Annotated in this window: 9 protein-coding genes and 1 tRNA gene; 6 read left to right on the forward strand and 4 right to left on the reverse strand. The window is 47.6% G+C overall.

The window, feature by feature from the left end; translation table 11 throughout:
* The first annotated feature begins 107 nt into the window (after window positions 1-107).
* From BUB16_RS15230 to BUB16_RS15245, 3 genes are all read left to right on the forward strand, one after another.
* Entirely contained in the window at window positions 108-2,636 is a 2,529-nt protein-coding gene (locus BUB16_RS15230) for a SusC/RagA family TonB-linked outer membrane protein (RefSeq protein WP_073066375.1), read from the forward strand.
* A gap of 43 nt (window positions 2,637-2,679) precedes the next feature.
* Entirely contained in the window at window positions 2,680-4,167 is a 1,488-nt protein-coding gene (locus tag BUB16_RS15235; protein WP_170864421.1) for a RagB/SusD family nutrient uptake outer membrane protein, read from the forward strand.
* 685 nt (window positions 4,168-4,852) lie between these two features.
* Window positions 4,853-7,606 carry a PAS domain S-box protein gene (locus BUB16_RS15245; protein WP_073066384.1) on the forward strand — a complete coding sequence of 918 codons (2,754 nt, stop codon included), beginning with the start codon at window positions 4,853-4,855 and terminating at the stop codon, window positions 7,604-7,606.
* 824 nt (window positions 7,607-8,430) lie between these two features.
* Here the strand turns inward: BUB16_RS15245 and BUB16_RS15255 are convergent.
* From BUB16_RS15255 to BUB16_RS15265, 3 genes are all read right to left on the reverse strand, one after another.
* Window positions 8,431-8,515: transfer RNA gene (locus tag BUB16_RS15255), tRNA-Leu, on the reverse strand.
* Between the two features lie 255 nt (window positions 8,516-8,770).
* Complete coding sequence (locus BUB16_RS15260; protein WP_073066389.1) at window positions 8,771-9,373, reverse strand: DUF4168 domain-containing protein; 603 nt, start codon at window positions 9,371-9,373, stop codon at window positions 8,771-8,773.
* Window positions 9,374-9,522: 149 nt separating this feature from the next.
* Window positions 9,523-9,888 (reverse strand): DUF3127 domain-containing protein, encoded by a 366-nt coding sequence (locus tag BUB16_RS15265; RefSeq protein ID WP_073066392.1) that lies wholly within the window; start codon window positions 9,886-9,888, stop codon window positions 9,523-9,525.
* Between the two features lie 338 nt (window positions 9,889-10,226).
* Here BUB16_RS15265 and BUB16_RS15270 point away from each other — a divergent pair, with 338 nt between their 5' ends.
* Together BUB16_RS15270 and BUB16_RS15275 are read left to right on the forward strand one after the other, a co-directional pair.
* A complete protein-coding gene (locus BUB16_RS15270; protein WP_073066395.1) occupies window positions 10,227-11,480 on the forward strand; it encodes a glycosyltransferase in 1,254 nt (417 codons plus the stop codon).
* A 192-nt stretch (window positions 11,481-11,672) separates the two neighbouring features.
* Complete coding sequence (locus BUB16_RS15275; RefSeq protein ID WP_211483202.1) at window positions 11,673-12,437, forward strand: hypothetical protein; 765 nt, start codon at window positions 11,673-11,675, stop codon at window positions 12,435-12,437.
* A 137-nt stretch (window positions 12,438-12,574) separates the two neighbouring features.
* On the opposite strand, the gene galE is transcribed toward BUB16_RS15275, so the two are convergent.
* Complete coding sequence (gene galE / locus BUB16_RS15280; RefSeq protein WP_073066398.1) at window positions 12,575-13,582, reverse strand: UDP-glucose 4-epimerase GalE; 1,008 nt, start codon at window positions 13,580-13,582, stop codon at window positions 12,575-12,577.
* 810 nt (window positions 13,583-14,392) lie between these two features.
* On the opposite strand from galE, the gene BUB16_RS15285 reads away from it, so the two are divergent.
* Entirely contained in the window at window positions 14,393-17,491 is a 3,099-nt protein-coding gene (locus BUB16_RS15285) for a BamA/TamA family outer membrane protein (RefSeq protein ID WP_073066400.1), read from the forward strand.
* The last annotated feature ends 66 nt before the right edge of the window (window positions 17,492-17,557 follow it).

The raw sequence follows: 17,557 nt of genomic DNA on the forward strand, positions 1-17,557 counted from the left end.
GGCCTCTGAAATTTTTGAACGCTTATAATATTTGTTATTCATTGCATAGCAATATGTTACAAACTTTTATAACATGCTATGCTTCATAAGACCCTAATCCATTATATGTGATTGACGGGGTTCCCGTATTCAGTGGAGACAACCCCAATCGAAATCCACTGGCAACTTTAAATCCCGGTAATATTGAATCTGTGCAAGTCTTAAAAGATGCTTCTGCCGCGGCAATATATGGAGCACGCGCTGCCAATGGGGTGATAATTATAACTACAAAATCCGGCCGTGCCGGCGAAATGGACTTGCAGTTTGACATGACGGGAGGAGTATCGGTAGTAACGGATTATCTTTCCATGATGAATTCAAAACAGTATGTTGAATATTCCAGTGAAGCATATGAAAATGCCGGAGTACCGCTACCTCTTTCACTAACAGAACCGCACTTGTCAGAAAATCTACAAACCGATACGGATTGGGGTAGAGAGGGATTCAGTTCCGGATATAGCCAGGAATTTTCTCTGTCGCTTTCGGGCGGGAATGAAGATGCTACCTATGCATTTAACACCAGTTATCTGAATGAAGAAGGTAATATTCCTTCAAGTGGTTTCAGAAGGTATTCTGCCAGGATTAACAGTGATTTTGACGTGGGAGATCATTTCAGGGTTGGAGAATCTATAGAGTTTAGTAGAGCGGAATGGACCGGAGTAGTGAGTCCGTCTTCGACGAACTTCAAAGAACTTCTTCAACAGGCACCAACAGTGCCGATACGATGTCCTGAAAATTTGGGAGGCTTCTGTGGTCCAACCGTTGAACGTTCCCCGCAAGACCGAAACAATGCAATTGGGATATGGAGTTTGACAGATCAGGAAAATGTCGATAACAGGATATTAGGGAATATTTATGCCGAATATGATATTCTTTCAAATCTTACTTATCGGATGAATTTAAATGGAGATTTTACTTTTGGCTATGATAATACCTTCACACCTAAATATGAGATGGGTAACCGAAGTAATCCTACAGCTGATTTAAGCGTGCTTAAGTCCAACACTGACAATTACGTTCTGGAAAGTACGCTGACGTATCAAAATACTTTTAATGATATCCATGACGTGACCGCCCTTGTCGGTTATTCCCAGCAGAAAACGTGGTATGAATATATTAGCGGAAATACCACAGAGTTTCCTAATAATAATGTACCTACCATTGCAGCAGCATTCGGCCAGTCAAGTTTAAATGGAAGTGAAACAGGATGGGCTCTTCGTTCATTTATCGGTAGGATGAATTACGGATACGATAATAGGTATAATTTAATGGCTACCATAAGACGAGATGGTTCATCACGCTTTGGCCAGAATAATCGCTATGGTATTTTTCCCTCAATATCTGCCAACTGGGTAATGACGAATGAGTCTTTTATGGATAATATGAGTGCTATTTCCAATTTAACGGTCAGGGCCAGTTGGGGACAGGTGGGAAGCCAGGAAATTGATGATTTTGCTTCCATTGCTACTATCTCACCTTATGCGCGATATATCTTTGGAGAGAGTCAAACTGTTTCTCCGGGAGCTGTTTATTTGCAATTGGGTAATAATGATCTGCAATGGGAAACCACCACGCAGAAAAATGTCGGTTTGGATATCTCTTTCCTTGATCACAAGCTTACTCTGGCGATGGACTATTATGTAAAAGACACGGATGGGGTCTTGCTACGGGTACCCATTCCAACCACCTCCGGGCTTCGCAGGGGTAACGGTTCGTTTCAAAATGCCGGGGGATTACATAATGAAGGAGTGGAGTTTACCGCTGACTACAATAATAATTTTGGTGAACTACAGTATTCGATCTCCGGTAATATTTCAACTAATAAAAATGAAGTGACCTCACTGGGGAATGGAGAACCTATAATTTCAGAAATGACTAATGATCCCAATCAAGTTTTAACGATGACCCGTGAGGGAGAAGAGATTGGCGCTTTCTATGGTTGGGTGATGGAAGGGGTGTTTGTAGACCAGGCTGACTTGGACAACCATGCTACACAGCCGGGTGCAGCTCCGGGAGATGTCAAGTTTAAAGATTTGGATGGAAACGGAGTGATTAATGCCGATGACCGAACCGTAATCGGTAGCCCTTTTCCCGACTTCTCTTATGGGTTAAACTTTAGTTTGCAGTATAAGAAGTTTGATGCTTCTGTTTTTATTCAGGGGAAACAGGGACATCAAATTTATAATTTGATCTGGGCAGGGTTATCTCAGGGGAAAGGAAGTGGAGATAACAATGCATTAACCGTAATGCTTGATCGCTGGCAGCAATCCGGGGATGTCACGAATGTTCCGAGGGTTATCAGGGGAGATCCTAACCAGAATGTACGACCTTCAACCCGATTCATCGAGGATGGTTCATATATGAGACTCCAGAATATACAGATTGGTTATGATTTAGGTGAAATATTAAATCTCCCGGCTTTTCGCATCTATGCATCGGCATCAAATCTCTTTACCATAACAGGTTACCGTGGGCTTAACCCGGAAGTAGGAACACTAACCTCAGGTAATCAAAGCTCACTTATAAGAGGTGTGGATTTTGGGCAATATCCAATTCCTAAAACGGTAAGAATGGGTATTCAAGTCGATTTTAACTAACTCAATATACTTGAAGATTCTTAAAACTAAGTGGGAAAACATTATGAAAAGAATAAAAATAACAAGTTTAATATTGTTGGTAGGGCTACTGTATGTAAGTTGTAATGACAGTTTTTTAGATATTAAGCCAACCAGTTCATTGACAACCGATACCTTTTATGAATCTGCTGAAGACGCCCAGTCAGCCATTAATGCTGCCTATGCCTCTTTACAACTGAATGATATGTATAGTGATGACTATCCAAAGATTGTAGATGGGCCTTCTGACGATGTAGAAGTAAATAATACCGGGGGACTGGAATTCAATACATGGAGTTTTAGCCCTTCAATTCAGTTTATAGATGATGTATGGCAGGTTTGTTATGAAGGTATATTCAGGTCGAATCTTGTTCTCCAGCATGTCCCTGAAATAGAAATGGATGAATCATTAAAAGCACGATACATAGCTGAAGCCCGATTCTTGCGGGCTTTGTATTACTGGCATCTCACTTCGTTGTATGGAAATGTGCCGTTAATTCAGGAAGCAAACCCGAATGATCTTTCTAATGCCAGGGTTGGGGCAACACCAAAATCAGATATTTATGATTTTATGATTTCAGATTTACAAAAGGCTGTTGAAGTATTACCCATGCGTTCTGAATATAGCAGCGAAAACCTGGGTAGAGTTACCCGGGGTGCAGCGCAGGCGTTGCTGGGTAAGGTATATTTATACGCCGAAAATTATGCTATGGCTGAATCGACCTTGGATAATGTTATTAACTCAGGAGAATATTCATTAGTCGAGGATTACTCTAACCTATGGGTAGAGGATAATAACGCAGAGTCAATATTTGAAGTTCAGTACGCTGATATTGGGGGAGGTACATGGTCGGGGCAGGATGGACCAGGTGTTAACGAGTCAAATCTGCGTTTACGCCTGAATTTACCCCAGGGAAGAGGAGGGTTTGCGAATTTGCTTCCTACACAAGATCATGTAAATGAATATGAGGAGTATTCCGGACCGACTGCGATTAATGGCAGAGATCCTCGTTTGTTTTATAATGTTTTCAGGGAAGGAGACCCTTTTGGTGATACGCAATACAGTGAAACCTGGACGCCTTTGGGTTATACCATGAAAAAAGGAATGTTGCCGTATACGGGTCCGGAGGACGCAAATGCCAGAAATATTCCTATTATCAGATTGGGTGATGTCATTCTTATGGCGGCAGAAGCGGCGAATCAAAATGATAAACCTGACAAGGCTATTGATTATTTAAACAGGGTTCGTAATCGACCCAGTGTAGATATGCCTGATTATCCTACAACAGAGTATCCGGTGAGTAATAAACAGGAAATTTTTGAAGCTATTGTTCATGAAAGAAGGGTAGAACTGGCTTTTGAATATCAGCGCCTGCATGATTTAAGGCGATGGGGACTTGCAGAGGAGGAGTTGGGACCTTTAGGGTATGAGGCGCCTAAGCATCGGTATTTCCCCATTCCACAGGCAGAAGTAGATATCAATTCCGAACTCGAGCAAAATCCAGCTTATTAGTCTCTGTAATATTGGTGAGGATAGGCAACCAGTCGCTACCGGCTGGAAGTAGATAATACACGATATAATTAGGTGATACTGCTGCCTTTCGACAGTAATACCTACCATAATACTAACGTTTATACCCCCGGCCCGGGATCCTTCGGGGAAGCTTACAGTTTGACGGTGGTATAACTATAACATATCTGTACATGCCTTTCGCGCAGGCTGGATGATGACTCGTATTATCAAGCACGCGGGGCTCGAAAGGCTTTTTATAGCTACTCTTGTAACCTTGGAGCAGAGTAGGTACAGTGCTTACATTTTTATGACCCTCCCCATGCATTCCCATTCCCACTCCCATTACCATTCCCTTCCTTTTTAAACTAATTCTACCTTCGATTTGGCGATAATATTTCATTAGTTGTTTATATGGGTTCCTTATATATACGTACCATTCGGAAAGGAATGATTACGTAAATAGTCGGCTTGGGGATGTTGGCAAAAGAGATCATCGATAGGTTATAGATTAATTGTCATCCACCGGATACATATAGCTGAATGGACAGTCAGCGGGGTCAAGAATTGATAGGCAGGATAGTATTAGTTGAATCTTATTTTGTAATTTCTATTGGGAAGAGCATCCGGGGCTGGAAAGAATCGTCCTAAGTTCTTTTGTATTATATATTTAGTCCAAATAACAGATATGGCACATCAAAATACAGGGTCGACTGCCGGGGACATGAAAACGTTAATTTTTGGCAGAGATTGGTCAGAAACTCCATTGGGAGCAATCGGGAAATGGCCGCAGAGCTTGCGAACGGCAGTGCATATTTGCCTGGCGTCCGACTCCCCCGCGTGCATCTGCTGGGGGAATGATCTGGTGTGCCTGTACAATGATGCCTGGAAAGACCTTTTGGGAATTGACCCTTCCCTGCTGGGACATCCCGCCCGAGAAATCCTGGAAGGGGACAAACAAGCATTTGAGCCGTATGTTGAAGAGGTTCTTGCCACCGGGGAGGACCGCCGGATACCCGCCTATTCTCTTTCTTTGGATAATGATGAAAGAAAAGCCTTTAATATCTCGTTCAGTCCCATTTTTGACGAGGATGAGACGGTGAACGGTGTCTATATCATTCTGAAGGAGAGGAAAAGATATGACAGCAAACCGGATGTGCAGTTGAAGCAAATGGACTCCGAATATTATGATTTTTTTGAAAATGCTCCGATAGGACTTCATTGGCTGGGGCCGGAGGGGACCATCCTGGAGGTGAACCAGACTGAACTGGATATGCTGGGATACTCCCGGGAAGAATATGTGGGGCGAAATATTACTGAATTCTATGTCAAGGATGCCTTAATCGAAGAGGTTATGAAGCGTATAAAGAAGGGGGAAGAAGTACACAATATTGAAGCCCAAATGATTCATAAGAATGGATCCGTTCGGGAAGTTTTACTCAGCTCAAATGGGTTTAGAAAAAACGGCAAATTCATCCATACCCGTTGCTTTACCCGTGATATTACCGATAGCAAGTTCTGGAAACGCAGAATGGAAGAATCTGAAGACCGGTATCGCACGCTTATAGAGAATTTCCCGAAAGGCGCTGTCGGGTTATTCGATGAGGATCTTCGCTATACCGCTTTCGGCGGTGAACTGTTATCTCGTATTGGGATTATTCCGGAGGATCGTATTGGCAACAGAATCACTGATGTCTACCCGAAAGAGGTCGTAGATCCGGCTAAACCGTATTTTAAGGCCGCGTTTGAGGGCAAGGCTAATTCATTTGACGTTGAATTACATGACCGGCAACTGCATTGCCAGACACTGCCTATCGAAAACAGTGAGGGAGACATCATATCCGGTATGCTTGTGGTCCAGGATGTAACCGAGCGCTGGCAGGCCCAGCAAGAACTTCGTGAAAGTGAGGCGAAGTTTCGGATGCTGGCTGAAAATCTTAATGAGATTATCTGGATGGCATCGGAGGATGGAGAAGAGTTTTTCTATATTAATCCCGCCTTTGAGAAAATATGGGGAATTGATCGGGAACGGTTATACGATGAGCCGATGTATTTTATGGATGCGGTCCATCCGGACGATCGTGACCGGGTACAAGAGCGATTTGCCGGGCTGCGGGAACAGGAGTATGATGATGAGTACCGTATTATTCGACCCGACGGGGAGATCCGGTGGCTTCACGCACAAGGAAGTATTGTACATGATAAGGAGGGAGGAATGACCCGCATTATAGGGACCGCCCGGGATATCACAGACCGCAAAGAGGCCCAACTCCAACTGAAAGCGATAAATGAGACGCTGGAGGAGCGGGTGGAGGAACGGACACAGACATTGCGCTCCTACCAAAAAAAGCTGCGCTCATTGACCTCGAAGTTGAACAAAGCAGAAGAACAGGAACAGCAGCGGTTAGCTTCCGAACTCCATGATAGCGTAGGCCAGATGCTTACGGTTGCCAAAATGAAGGTAGTGGAGTTATCTCAGCATCCAGCCCCTGATTTAGAGGAGCTGAAAAAAATAATAGATGATATTTTTAAATACACCCAAAATTTAATGGTGGAATTGACACCGCCCCCGGCTCTGAATAAAGAGGACGTGACGGAAGTATTGCTTTGGACGATTGACAAGATGAAAAAGAAGGGGCTTGATATTACGATCGAGGATGACGGACAGCTCAAACCGGTCGACGAAGAGTTCCGGTCCATTCTCCATCAATCGGTACGAGAATTACTTCGAAATGTGAAGAAACACGCGGGAACTCGGGAAGCCCGGGTGAAAATGACACGCGAGAAAGGCCGCGTGAAAGTTATGGTTGAGGACAAAGGTAAAGGATTTGACATGAAAGAAAGCCAGTCCATACCCACAGAGGCAGGCAGATTCGGCCTGTTCAACATAAAGGAGCGCATGGATTGGCACGGCGGTTTTTTTGATATGTATTCCGAGCCGGGGAGAGGGACAAAAGCTGTGCTATCGGTTCCTGTTAAAGAGAAAAAGAGACCGAAAAAAATTTCCCCTGAAGACCCGGAAAGACGAATTCCGGCCGCCGCAAAAGGGCAGGGCCAACAGCAGCAAAAGGTTACTGTTCTTCTTGTGGATGATCATGAGATGGTCCGGCGGGGACTTCGCCAGCTTATTGAAGAACAGCATGATTTAACCGTTATGGGAGAAGCTTCCCACGGACAGGAGGCTGTTGAGCTGGCCAGGGAACTTTCTCCTGATATCATAGTCATGGATGTGAATATGCCCGTGATGGATGGCATAGAGGCCACGCAGAAGATAAAACGCGAGATGCCTGGTGTTCGAATTATCGGCTTATCATTTCACAAGAGCCGGGAAGTGATTGAGAATATGCGGAGTGCGGGGGCTTCGGCCTATCTGACGAAGAGTGAAGCTTTTGAATCATTAATAATGGCTATTCGCGCTGAATCAAATGGTTCAAGCGGCTGAAATATGCTTTGACATTGGAAGTCCCCCTGTGAAACAGCATACCTGGAAGCGTTTGAGTGGGGATACTGTGACTACCGTGGGGCTGCATGCAAGTCTTTGCCCCGGTATGGAGGATCTTGAGGAGCAAGGCAAATGAATCCGGTTAGCGAGTGGAACGATCTTTTGCGGCCCCGCGCAGCTCCCGGGTATTAAAACCTTCGCCTGGCCGAATTTCCCCGGCAGAGGCGCCCAACAGATAAAAATTTCTATGACCTGCAAACGAAACATAAAATTATTTATATTACAAGTACTCTCTCTTTAGGCTCTGCACGGTGAAAGGTGCAGGGCTTTTACTTTTCTTTTGAAAATTAATTAAGGCTCTATTTTGTAACGTTACCGCAATTTGATCGTCTTATTTATAGTGAAACCAACGACACTGGTAACACTGGATAGCAAAGCCCTGCATCCTGACCGGTGCAGGGCTTTTATGTAAAAGGCTGTAACAATCTATATCCAGAAGAAATATATTGCGAGTAGGTGAGTTCTACATTCACCTTATCATAATCCCTTAGGGCCCTACGCTGTGAAATGTGTAGGGCCTTTTTAGTATACACTTGATAGTGTATAGAGTATTACCTTGATGTAGTCAATCCGCTGAGAGAAGGCTCCTGGATTCACCGCTGGGAGCCTTACTTATTTGTGCAAAGAACCCTGCCTGGTGAAGAGAAAAAAGAGAAGCATCAAATTCTGTGTTGTCGCCCTGTTGTCCCGAAATGATTTTATTCAGCCGGTGGAAAGCGGTATTAAAAATACTAAATACCCGTAACTCTTTGGCAAGCAACAAGTACCCGAGGGGGGACTCGAACCCCCACGACCGCAATGGCCACCGGATTTTGAATCCGGCGCGTCTACCAATTCCGCCACTCGGGCTTCTTCCTCATACATAAGAAGTATATCCTTCTTTTGAGGAACCAAATATAAGGGATTGGGTTGTACTTATACAACACGGAATTATTATTTCTATTTCCGGAAGATCTCGAAATACAATCGGTATAAAGAATAACGGAGATGGTGAGGAGAAGAGGAAAGGGGCAGGGGGGCAAAACATAAAACCCGCTACCTAAGGCAGCGGGTTTTCTTTTAGATAAGACCTGTATCTATATCAGATGAAAGTCGGTTATACAGTTAGTTGCCGGAGGGGGGTTGCTGTTGCGGCATTTGTGATCCCTGTCTTTCCTGCATCTTGCTTTGTATGGTTTTTCTGAGTTCGGCATCCTGCTGGGCAGCCTGACTGATTTGCTGGAAACGCTGCATTTCCATGCCGGCATCTTCAACCGCAGATGTCACTTCCTGCTGGATTTCTCCCTGCACTTCCTGAAGAGATTCGGACGCACTCTCAAATTTTTCCATCTCTTTATCACTTATTGTGGTATCCTGATTCTGACCCTGACCCTGTCCCTGGGGCGACTGACCCATCTGGGTTGACCGGGCAATTTTCTGATACGTTTGTACATCCAGCCCTTCTTCCTCAATGATGCCTATCATTCTCTTCTGGGCTTTCATCTGTACTTGCTGTGCCTCCATTGCGGCATCAACAAAGGTTTCGGCTTCCTCTTCAGATACATCAATATCAGGAGCAGGTTGTTGCATCTGACCCATTTGACCGGGCTGTTGCTGTTGGGATGGCTGCTGAGCCGTCTGCTCCGCCGTTTCATCGGAATCATTTTGGCACCCGATGAGCGCAAGCACTAATACAAAGGACGATAGATATTTAAAGAAATTTGTCATTATTTTTTTATAAAGAATTTATATTATCACAGTTAGGTGTTTTCGAACGAATGCGCGCTGATTTTATTTTCTTGCGTATCCGTTGACCTGCAACCGGATCTGCTGACCAGAATAGCGCGTTAATACCGGGATTAACGTCCCGGACGCAATTAAAATGGAATGTCATCATCGGTAGCCGAGAGATCGATCGTCGGCTCCTCATCATTAAACGGTGCATCATTGTTCGGAGGTCCGGCCTGCATGTCACTGCCTTTTTCGATTTTCCAGGCCTTTACATCGGTATACCAGTTGCCTTTGTATTCCCGGCTCTGGATATCAATGTAGGCAACGATCTCTTCCCCTTCCTGCACATCGGCCTGATCAATATTGTCCCCCCACTGGGTGATACAGACGTTTTTGGGGTATTTTCCTTCTGTTTCCAGGATAAAGTCCCGCTTGCGCCAGGGACCGTTTTTACCGGTGCCCGACTGTTCTTCCAAGATTTTCTTAACCGTTCCTTTTAATTGTAAATCCATAGCGAATATTATGCAGTCGTTCTAAGAGTTGAAGGCTGCTTAAGGATAAGGTCTCCAAACCTGGCATGCAAAAATTACCTGTGAAAATTTCACTGATACGAGAGTGCAAAGACAAATCGTTTAGAAATTTTTTGGTCGAGAGAGGAGGCTTCTTGCCGGCCCGCATTGAATGATTTGAGCGGAGTCGCAGCAAACACGCCGAAATGTTCATTCACCGGATATTTTTTGACTTTTCTATCGGTGATAAAAAAGAAGGCAGATGATTAAGATGATAGCAAACAAATAAAATGGTAAGTTGTACGGCCTGAATAGCAGTAGTACAAAACATACAACGTTACATGGCTCAAACGCTTTTAATTATCGGATCGGTTTGGCCGGAGCCCGATTCCTCGGCAGCGGGACGTCGGATGCTGCAGCTGATTACATTGTTTCAGTCCCGCGGCTGGGAAATAGTGTTTGCCTCTTCGGCTTCTGAGGGCAACTACGCCGCCGATCTGCAGGCCCGGGATATCCGGTGTGTGCAGACGACTATCAACAGCTCCGAATTTGACGAGTTTATCATAAAACTGCAGCCTTCGGCTGTGCTGTTCGACCGCTTCATTGTGGAGGAACAGTTCGGCTGGCGGGTTGCGGAGCAGTGTCCCGATACCCTGCGAATCCTGGATACCGAGGATCTGCACTGCCTGCGTCGCACCCGTCGGCGGGCAGTGCAGGAGGGGCGGCCGTTTGAGCCCCGTGACTTGTTGGAAGATGATACAGCTAAACGCGAGGTAGCCAGTATCTTACGGTGCGATCTGTCGCTCATTATTTCCGATTTTGAAATGACCTTGCTGGAAGATCTGTTTGGCGTTGAGGCTTCGCTGCTGCATTATCTTCCCTTCCTGCTGGCGCCGGTCGGGGAAGAAGACCGGGAAGCCTGGCCGGGGTTTGAGGAGCGCAGGCACTTCGTGACCATCGGCAATTTTCGTCACCCGCCCAACTGGGACGCCGTGCGGTATCTGAAACAGCAGGTCTGGCCGTTGATCCGCCAGCAGCTGCCGCAGGCGGAGCTGCATATCCACGGGGCCTATCCCTCCCAGAAAGCGAGACAGCTGCACCGGCCGGAGGATGGGTTTTATATCGAAGGGAGGGCGGCGGATGCCAAAGCGGTTGTTCGGAGCGGCAGGGTGACGCTTGCTCCCCTGCGGTTCGGGGCGGGACTGAAGGGCAAGCTGGTGGAGTCGATGAGGTGCGGTACCCCCAGCGTAACGACCAGGATCGGGGCGGAGGGACTTTCGGGCCGCCTGCCGTGGAGCGGAGCCGTTGTGGATGAACCCCAAAAGATTGCCTCGGCCGCTGTTCAGTTGTATACCGACCGGGAAGCCTGGTACCAAGCGCAGGGGCGAGGCATCCGTATTATTAACGAGCGGTTCGATAAAGAACAGTTTGCAGGCGAATTTACCGACCGGCTGAGTGCTATTCGGCAGGACCTGCGATCCCACCGCCGCAATAATTTCATGGGTGGGATCTTAATGCACCATACCACGGCCAGCACCAGGTATATGGCCAAGTGGATTGAGGAGAAAAACCGCCACAGGCGGGAGATGGAATGAGTCAGTCATTTATGTGGTTGTTATACTTGTTATGATAGTAGAAGTGCTGTAAAACTATGTGCCGGGTGATCGGCATGTTTAAAACGTCATCCAGTTTATAATAAAGATTAAGTAACAGAGGTATTCTATTTATTCATAAACACTTATAACTATTTCTTTAAGTAAATTTTAATACCAATACTTCTTATTATTATGATGAAGCTAAAGACGATTTTTCTATATTTGGTGTTTTCCTGCTGTCTGGTATGGAGCGGTATGGCACAGGAATCCACGACGGTAGTGGTGCGTGCAAAGGCCAAAGATGCCAAGTTTATCGGGTCTTCGATGAACGGGGCCCGGGTAACGATTACGGACGTCAATACAGGGGAGCTGCTGGCCGAGGGGCTGACCGAAGGTTCCACCGGTGATACAGAACGAATCATGCGGCAGCCGCACCGGCGGTATGTGGATCTGAGCAGCGAAGGGGCGGCCAAATTTGAGACCACTCTTGAGCTTTCGGAACCGACCTTTGTGGCGATCTCCGCAACAGCCCCGGTAGCCCAAAGACAGTCCGAAGTCACTTCCAGCACCCAGCTCTGGCTGATACCCGGTAAGGATATCACCGGGGATGGTATTATGCTCGAGATTCCGGGTTTCGCCATTGACATCCTGCAGCCTCAGGCACACGAGCGAAATAGCAGTGACACCATGACCATCACGGCCAATGCAGTTATGATGTGCGGATGTCCCATCGAACCGGGGGGTATGTGGGACAGCGACGAGATGGAATTCAGGGCTGTCGTCAGCAGGGGAGAGCGGGAGGTGGCCCGAAAAGTGATGGACTATGCCGGAAAGCAAAACACCTTCGAGACCAGTTTTTCGCCCGGTGAGGAGGGAGCCTATCAAATTACGGTGTATGGCTACGATTCAAGGACAGGGAATACAGGCGTAGACCGCACGACCTTTATCAAGCAGTGAACAATTCAACAGGACCGTAATTCGTGTGTCAAGGGATAAGCGAGTTAGAAATTTGAAATTAAAATGGATTGGAAAATTTCATTAAGTAGTCCTTGGCGAGAGGTTTGGAAATAAGCAACCTCTGCTATCTATATCTATTAGTACCCGTCGGGATTCTGAGACTGCCATAACCAGGAATCTCTGCACATATCCAGAAGGGTACGCCGGGCGTTCCATCCCAGCTCCTTTTCCGCCTTGGTTGGATCGGCGTAGCAGCTCGCGATATCACCGGGACGCCGGTCGGTGATCCGGTAGGGGACCTCTTGTCCCGAAGCCTCCTCAAAGGCTTTCACCACGTCCAGTACGCTGTATCCCTGTCCCGTTCCCAGGTTATAGGTGACAACCCCAGGTTTTTCTGACAGCTTTTCCAGCGCTTTCAGGTGTCCCACCGCCAGGTCAACCACGTGGATGTAATCGCGGACCCCTGTGCCGTCGTGAGTAGGATAGTCGTCCCCGAATACCGACAGCCGGTCGAGCTTTCCCACGGCAACCTGGGTGATATAGGGCATCAGGTTATTGGGAATGTCATTGGGGTCTTCGCCTATGCGTCCGCTTTTGTGGGCCCCGACGGGATTAAAGTACCGCAGGAGGGCAATATTCCAGCGTTCGTTTGCCGTATGAAGGTCGCGCAGAATCTTTTCAATAAACAGTTTCGTGCGACCGTATGGATTGGTGGTTTGAAGCGGAAAATCTTCCCGGATAGGCACTGTATGAGGATCCCCGTAGACGGTGGCCGAAGAGCTGAAGACCAGGTTCGAGACCCCGTGTTTTTGCATCACCTCGCAAAGATAGAGCGTGCCGGTTACATTATTGTGATAATAGGAGAGCGGCTTGCTGACCGATTCCCCCACCGCTTTATACCCCGCAAAATGAATGACGGCATCAACCTCGTGCCGGGCAAAAATGTCATCCAGGGTTTCTTTGTCAAGCAGATCGGTTTTATAGAAGGTGAGGGTACGGCCGCTGATCTCTTCGACCCTTGTCAGGGCTTCTTCCTTGCTGTTCGAGAGGTTGTCAACGACAATCACCTCGTGTTTGTCATTCAGAAGTTCTACGACCGTATGGCTGCCAATATATCCGGCACCCCCTGTAACCAATATATTCATCTAAGTATCTTTAGGGATTAAATTAACGCGTTTTTGCTGGTTAAATATTTATCACAACCTGACTGACTCCCTGATAAAGAATCAATCCTCCTGTTTTGCCGAAACGTTGGCAAAGGCTTTTTTCCAGGGAAAAAAGACCTGTTTACATAGGAAGTTTTCATAACATTTTGGGCCCATCACACAAATCTCTCCCGATTCATTCGGGGAGAAGAAGGGAGATGTACTCCTTTATAGACTTCATCCGTAGTAATAACGGCTCTTTACACCCCGGAATATAAACGTAATAATGGTTCATAGAAAAATTAAGATAATTTAATTGGGGACTGACGTGGAACAAAATTTCTCCCCGTTCATATTGGAAATAGTAATTTTATGGGTGTTGACGGATTTTGTAGCAAAGACTGTTACGGAAAGGTCACGGATAATTCTATTTTTTTATTACATGCTTCTCTTTTTTTTCTAAGCTAACCAAAATCAAAAAAAAGGTTTGATAGCCGGCGGAAAGATGCAATCAGACAGAAAGTTGGATTGATATAGTCATTATTTTTGTTTTACGACGCTTTGAACAGTTTTAGCTTTAATCCCTGTACGTGTTGTCAAATGACAGAGCTCTATTTAGACTGCTGTATAGAAGCCTTTGAAAAACCAGGAATTTTTGTCGACAACACCCCCTTAGCGGATTCAAAACCACAGGGTATATGGTTTCTGAGGGGATGTTGGATGCGCGAAAATGCAGGGATTGCCCAAAGGAACGGTGTTGCAAAGGCTCCACATAATGAATTCATAAAATGAAATCATACAAATTATTTTATGCGTTTACATCGGACAGTATATTATTTATCGGGTATATTTTTAACACTATTACTACTTGTTTCTTTTTCTGTTCCGGTTGCGGAAGCCCAGTATTTTGGCCGGAATAAAGTGCAATATGAAGATTTCGACTTCCGGATTCTGGAGACCTCTCATTTTGACATTTACCACTATCCCCGGGAGGCGGAAGCGGTAAAAGATCTGGGTCGCCTGTCAGAGCGCTGGTATCATCGCCATTCCAACTTGCTGGGGCATGAAATAAGCGCGACCAACCCGTTGATTATTTATGCCAATCACGCCGATTTCCAGCAGAATGATATCGTCCCCAATGTAGGAGTGGGGACCGGAGGAGTGACGGAGGGGCTCCGGAACCGGGTCATTATGCCGTTTGCAGAGGCCAACCAGAGTACGAATCATGTACTGGGTCATGAGCTGGTTCATGCTTTTCAATACGATATCGCCCGAACGTCGGATAAGATCGGCGGTATACGGGCTACCAGCCAACTCCCGCTCTGGTTTATCGAGGGGATGGCTGAGTACCTGTCGGTCGGGGCGGAAGATACCCATACAGGGATGTGGCTGCGGGATGCTGTTCGACGGGAGGATATCCCGAGTTTAAAGGATCTGGCCAACAGCCGGGAGTATTTCCCTTATCGCTATGGACATTCGGTATGGACGTATATAGGCGGGATGTGGGGCGATGAGGTCGTCTCACCCCTGTATAGTACCAGTGCACAAAAAGGTGTGGGAAAAGGAATAGAGGAGACGCTTGATATGTCGATGGATTCCCTGTCCACCCTGTGGCAGGAGTCCGTCAAAAGAAAATACGCCGAAACGGTGAAGGAACACAACGACCCTTCCGAGGTCGGGAAGAAAATCCTCGGAAAGTCAAAAGGTACCGGAGGCATCAATGCGGGACCTTCCCTCAGCCCGGATGGGCAGTATGTAGCCTTTATTTCAGAAAAGAACCTGTTTTCCGTGGAACTGTTTCTGGCGGATGCGGAGAGCGGTGAAATTATTCGGAGCCTGACCAGCACCGTTACGAATCCGCACCTCAATGCCCTCCGGTTTATAGAATCCGCCGGTAGCTGGTCGCCGGATGGCGAGCGTTTTGCAGCCGTGGTTTTTGCCAAAGGCGATAACCAGATTATCATTATTGATATAGAGGATGGTCATACGGTACGCACGCTTACGTTTGAGGAAGTGGATGCAATCACAAATCCAGCATGGTCGCCGGACGGCGACAAGCTGGCATTCTCGGGCTCCGCCGGGGGATATACCGACCTGTACATGTACGACATGCAGCGGGATTCCCTGCGGAAACTGACGGAGGATCGCTATTCGGACCTGCAGCCGGCCTGGTCGCCGGACGGGTCAGCGCTTGCTTTTGTGACGGATCGCGGATCCGAGACCGATTTTGAAAAGCTGACTTTCGGTAAGTCGGTAATCGGTTTGTATGACCTGGGTAGCGGTGAGATCGATCTCATGCCGGCTTTTGCGGATTCCAAGCATATCAATCCGCAATTCAGTGCGGATGGCGCCTCTCTCTATTATATTTCCGACTACCGGGGCATCAGCAACGTCTACCGGTATGATTTCGAAGCCGGGCAGCGCTACCAGGTTACCAATGTCAATACCGGAATTTCAGGCATCAGTGCACTTTCCCCGGCCTTGACGGTTGCCCGGGAATCGGGGGAGGTCATGGTCACCGTTTTTGAAGATTCCGATTACAGCGGTTATAAGATACCGGAAGATGAAATGATTGGCAGCCAAGTGCTTACGAGCAATCAGCTGACAGATGCCAATGACCTGCCGCCGGTTGGACTGGATGGCAACGAGCAGGTTCGTTCCTACTTCAGAGAGCCGTACATCGAGCTGCCGGATCCCGATTCCTTCGGCCTTCGTGACTACACGCCCAAGCTGAGCCTCGACTATATCGGCGGCAGCGGGGGACTCGGCGTTTCCAACCAGTTGGGTGCGGGTGCGGCCGGCGGCATCACCATGCGGTTCAGTGATATGCTTAACCAGCACCGGCTGATAACCAGCATCAGGGCACAGGGGAGGCTGAAGGACATCGGGGGACAGGTGGCTTACCTGAACCAGGATCGCCGCTTTATTTACGGGGCGTCTGTCAGTCACATGCCGTACCGGACCACCGCAGCGGGCGTCACGGAAGATACCCTCTCGATCGACGGGGAGGAAGAGGTTTTTCCGGTCGTGGAGCGACTCAACCGGAGAACTTTCCAGGATCGCGTTTCACTGCTGGGAATGTACCCGTTTTCCAGCACCCAGCGGATGGAATTTTCAACCGGGTGGACTCATATCTGGTACGACGTTGAACTGCGGAGAACATTCTATAATCAACTGGGTCAGCCGATCGACCGGGCGACTGAAAGCCTGGATACCCCGTCCCCCCTGAATCTCTATAGTGCTTCTACAGCCTATGTGGAGGATAATTCGATCAGTGCTTTTACCGGGCCCATACGCGGTCACCGGCTTCGACTGGAGCTTACGCCGACCACCGGCTCGTTCAGCTTCCTGAACGCACTCGCCGATTATCGCCGCTATTTTTATATGCGTCCCTTTACCTTTGCCGTCCGGGGACTCCATACCGGCCGTTACCTGCAGGGGTCGAAAGCCGAAGAGGAACTGTCCCCGAATTTTGTCGGCTATAAGACGCTGATTCGCGGCTATAACTACGGTTCATTCAGTCCGGGAGAGTGCGGGCAAAACCAGCAGGAGGGGTGTGCCGTCATTGAACGGCTGTATGGCAGCCGGATAGCGGTAGCGAATATGGAGTTCAGGGTACCGCTGTTGGGTGCTGAAGAGCTGGCGCTGTTCCGCTCACGTACCGTCCCTACCACTATTGCGCCTTTTTTTGATGCCGGATATGCCTGGAACCAGGATCATCCGTTCAGTTTCCGGGATCTGAAATGGAGTTCCGGGGAGACCGGCGAACGGGTCCCGGTCTTCAGTACGGGTCTGAGTGCCCGGGTTAACATACTGGGTTATATTGTGGCCGAACTGTATTACGCCATCCCTTTTCAGCGCCCCGACCAACCCGGCTACGTGGGATTTTCAATTTCACCGGGTTGGTAGTGGTTTTCCGGACTGGCGGTGCAGCGCGGCCGGGTTAGGATGCTGCCATTTTGCATCCCCTCAGGC

It is taken from the genome of Fodinibius roseus, assembly GCF_900129315.1.
GTDB classification, from domain to species: Bacteria; Bacteroidota; Rhodothermia; order Balneolales; family Balneolaceae; genus Fodinibius; species Fodinibius roseus.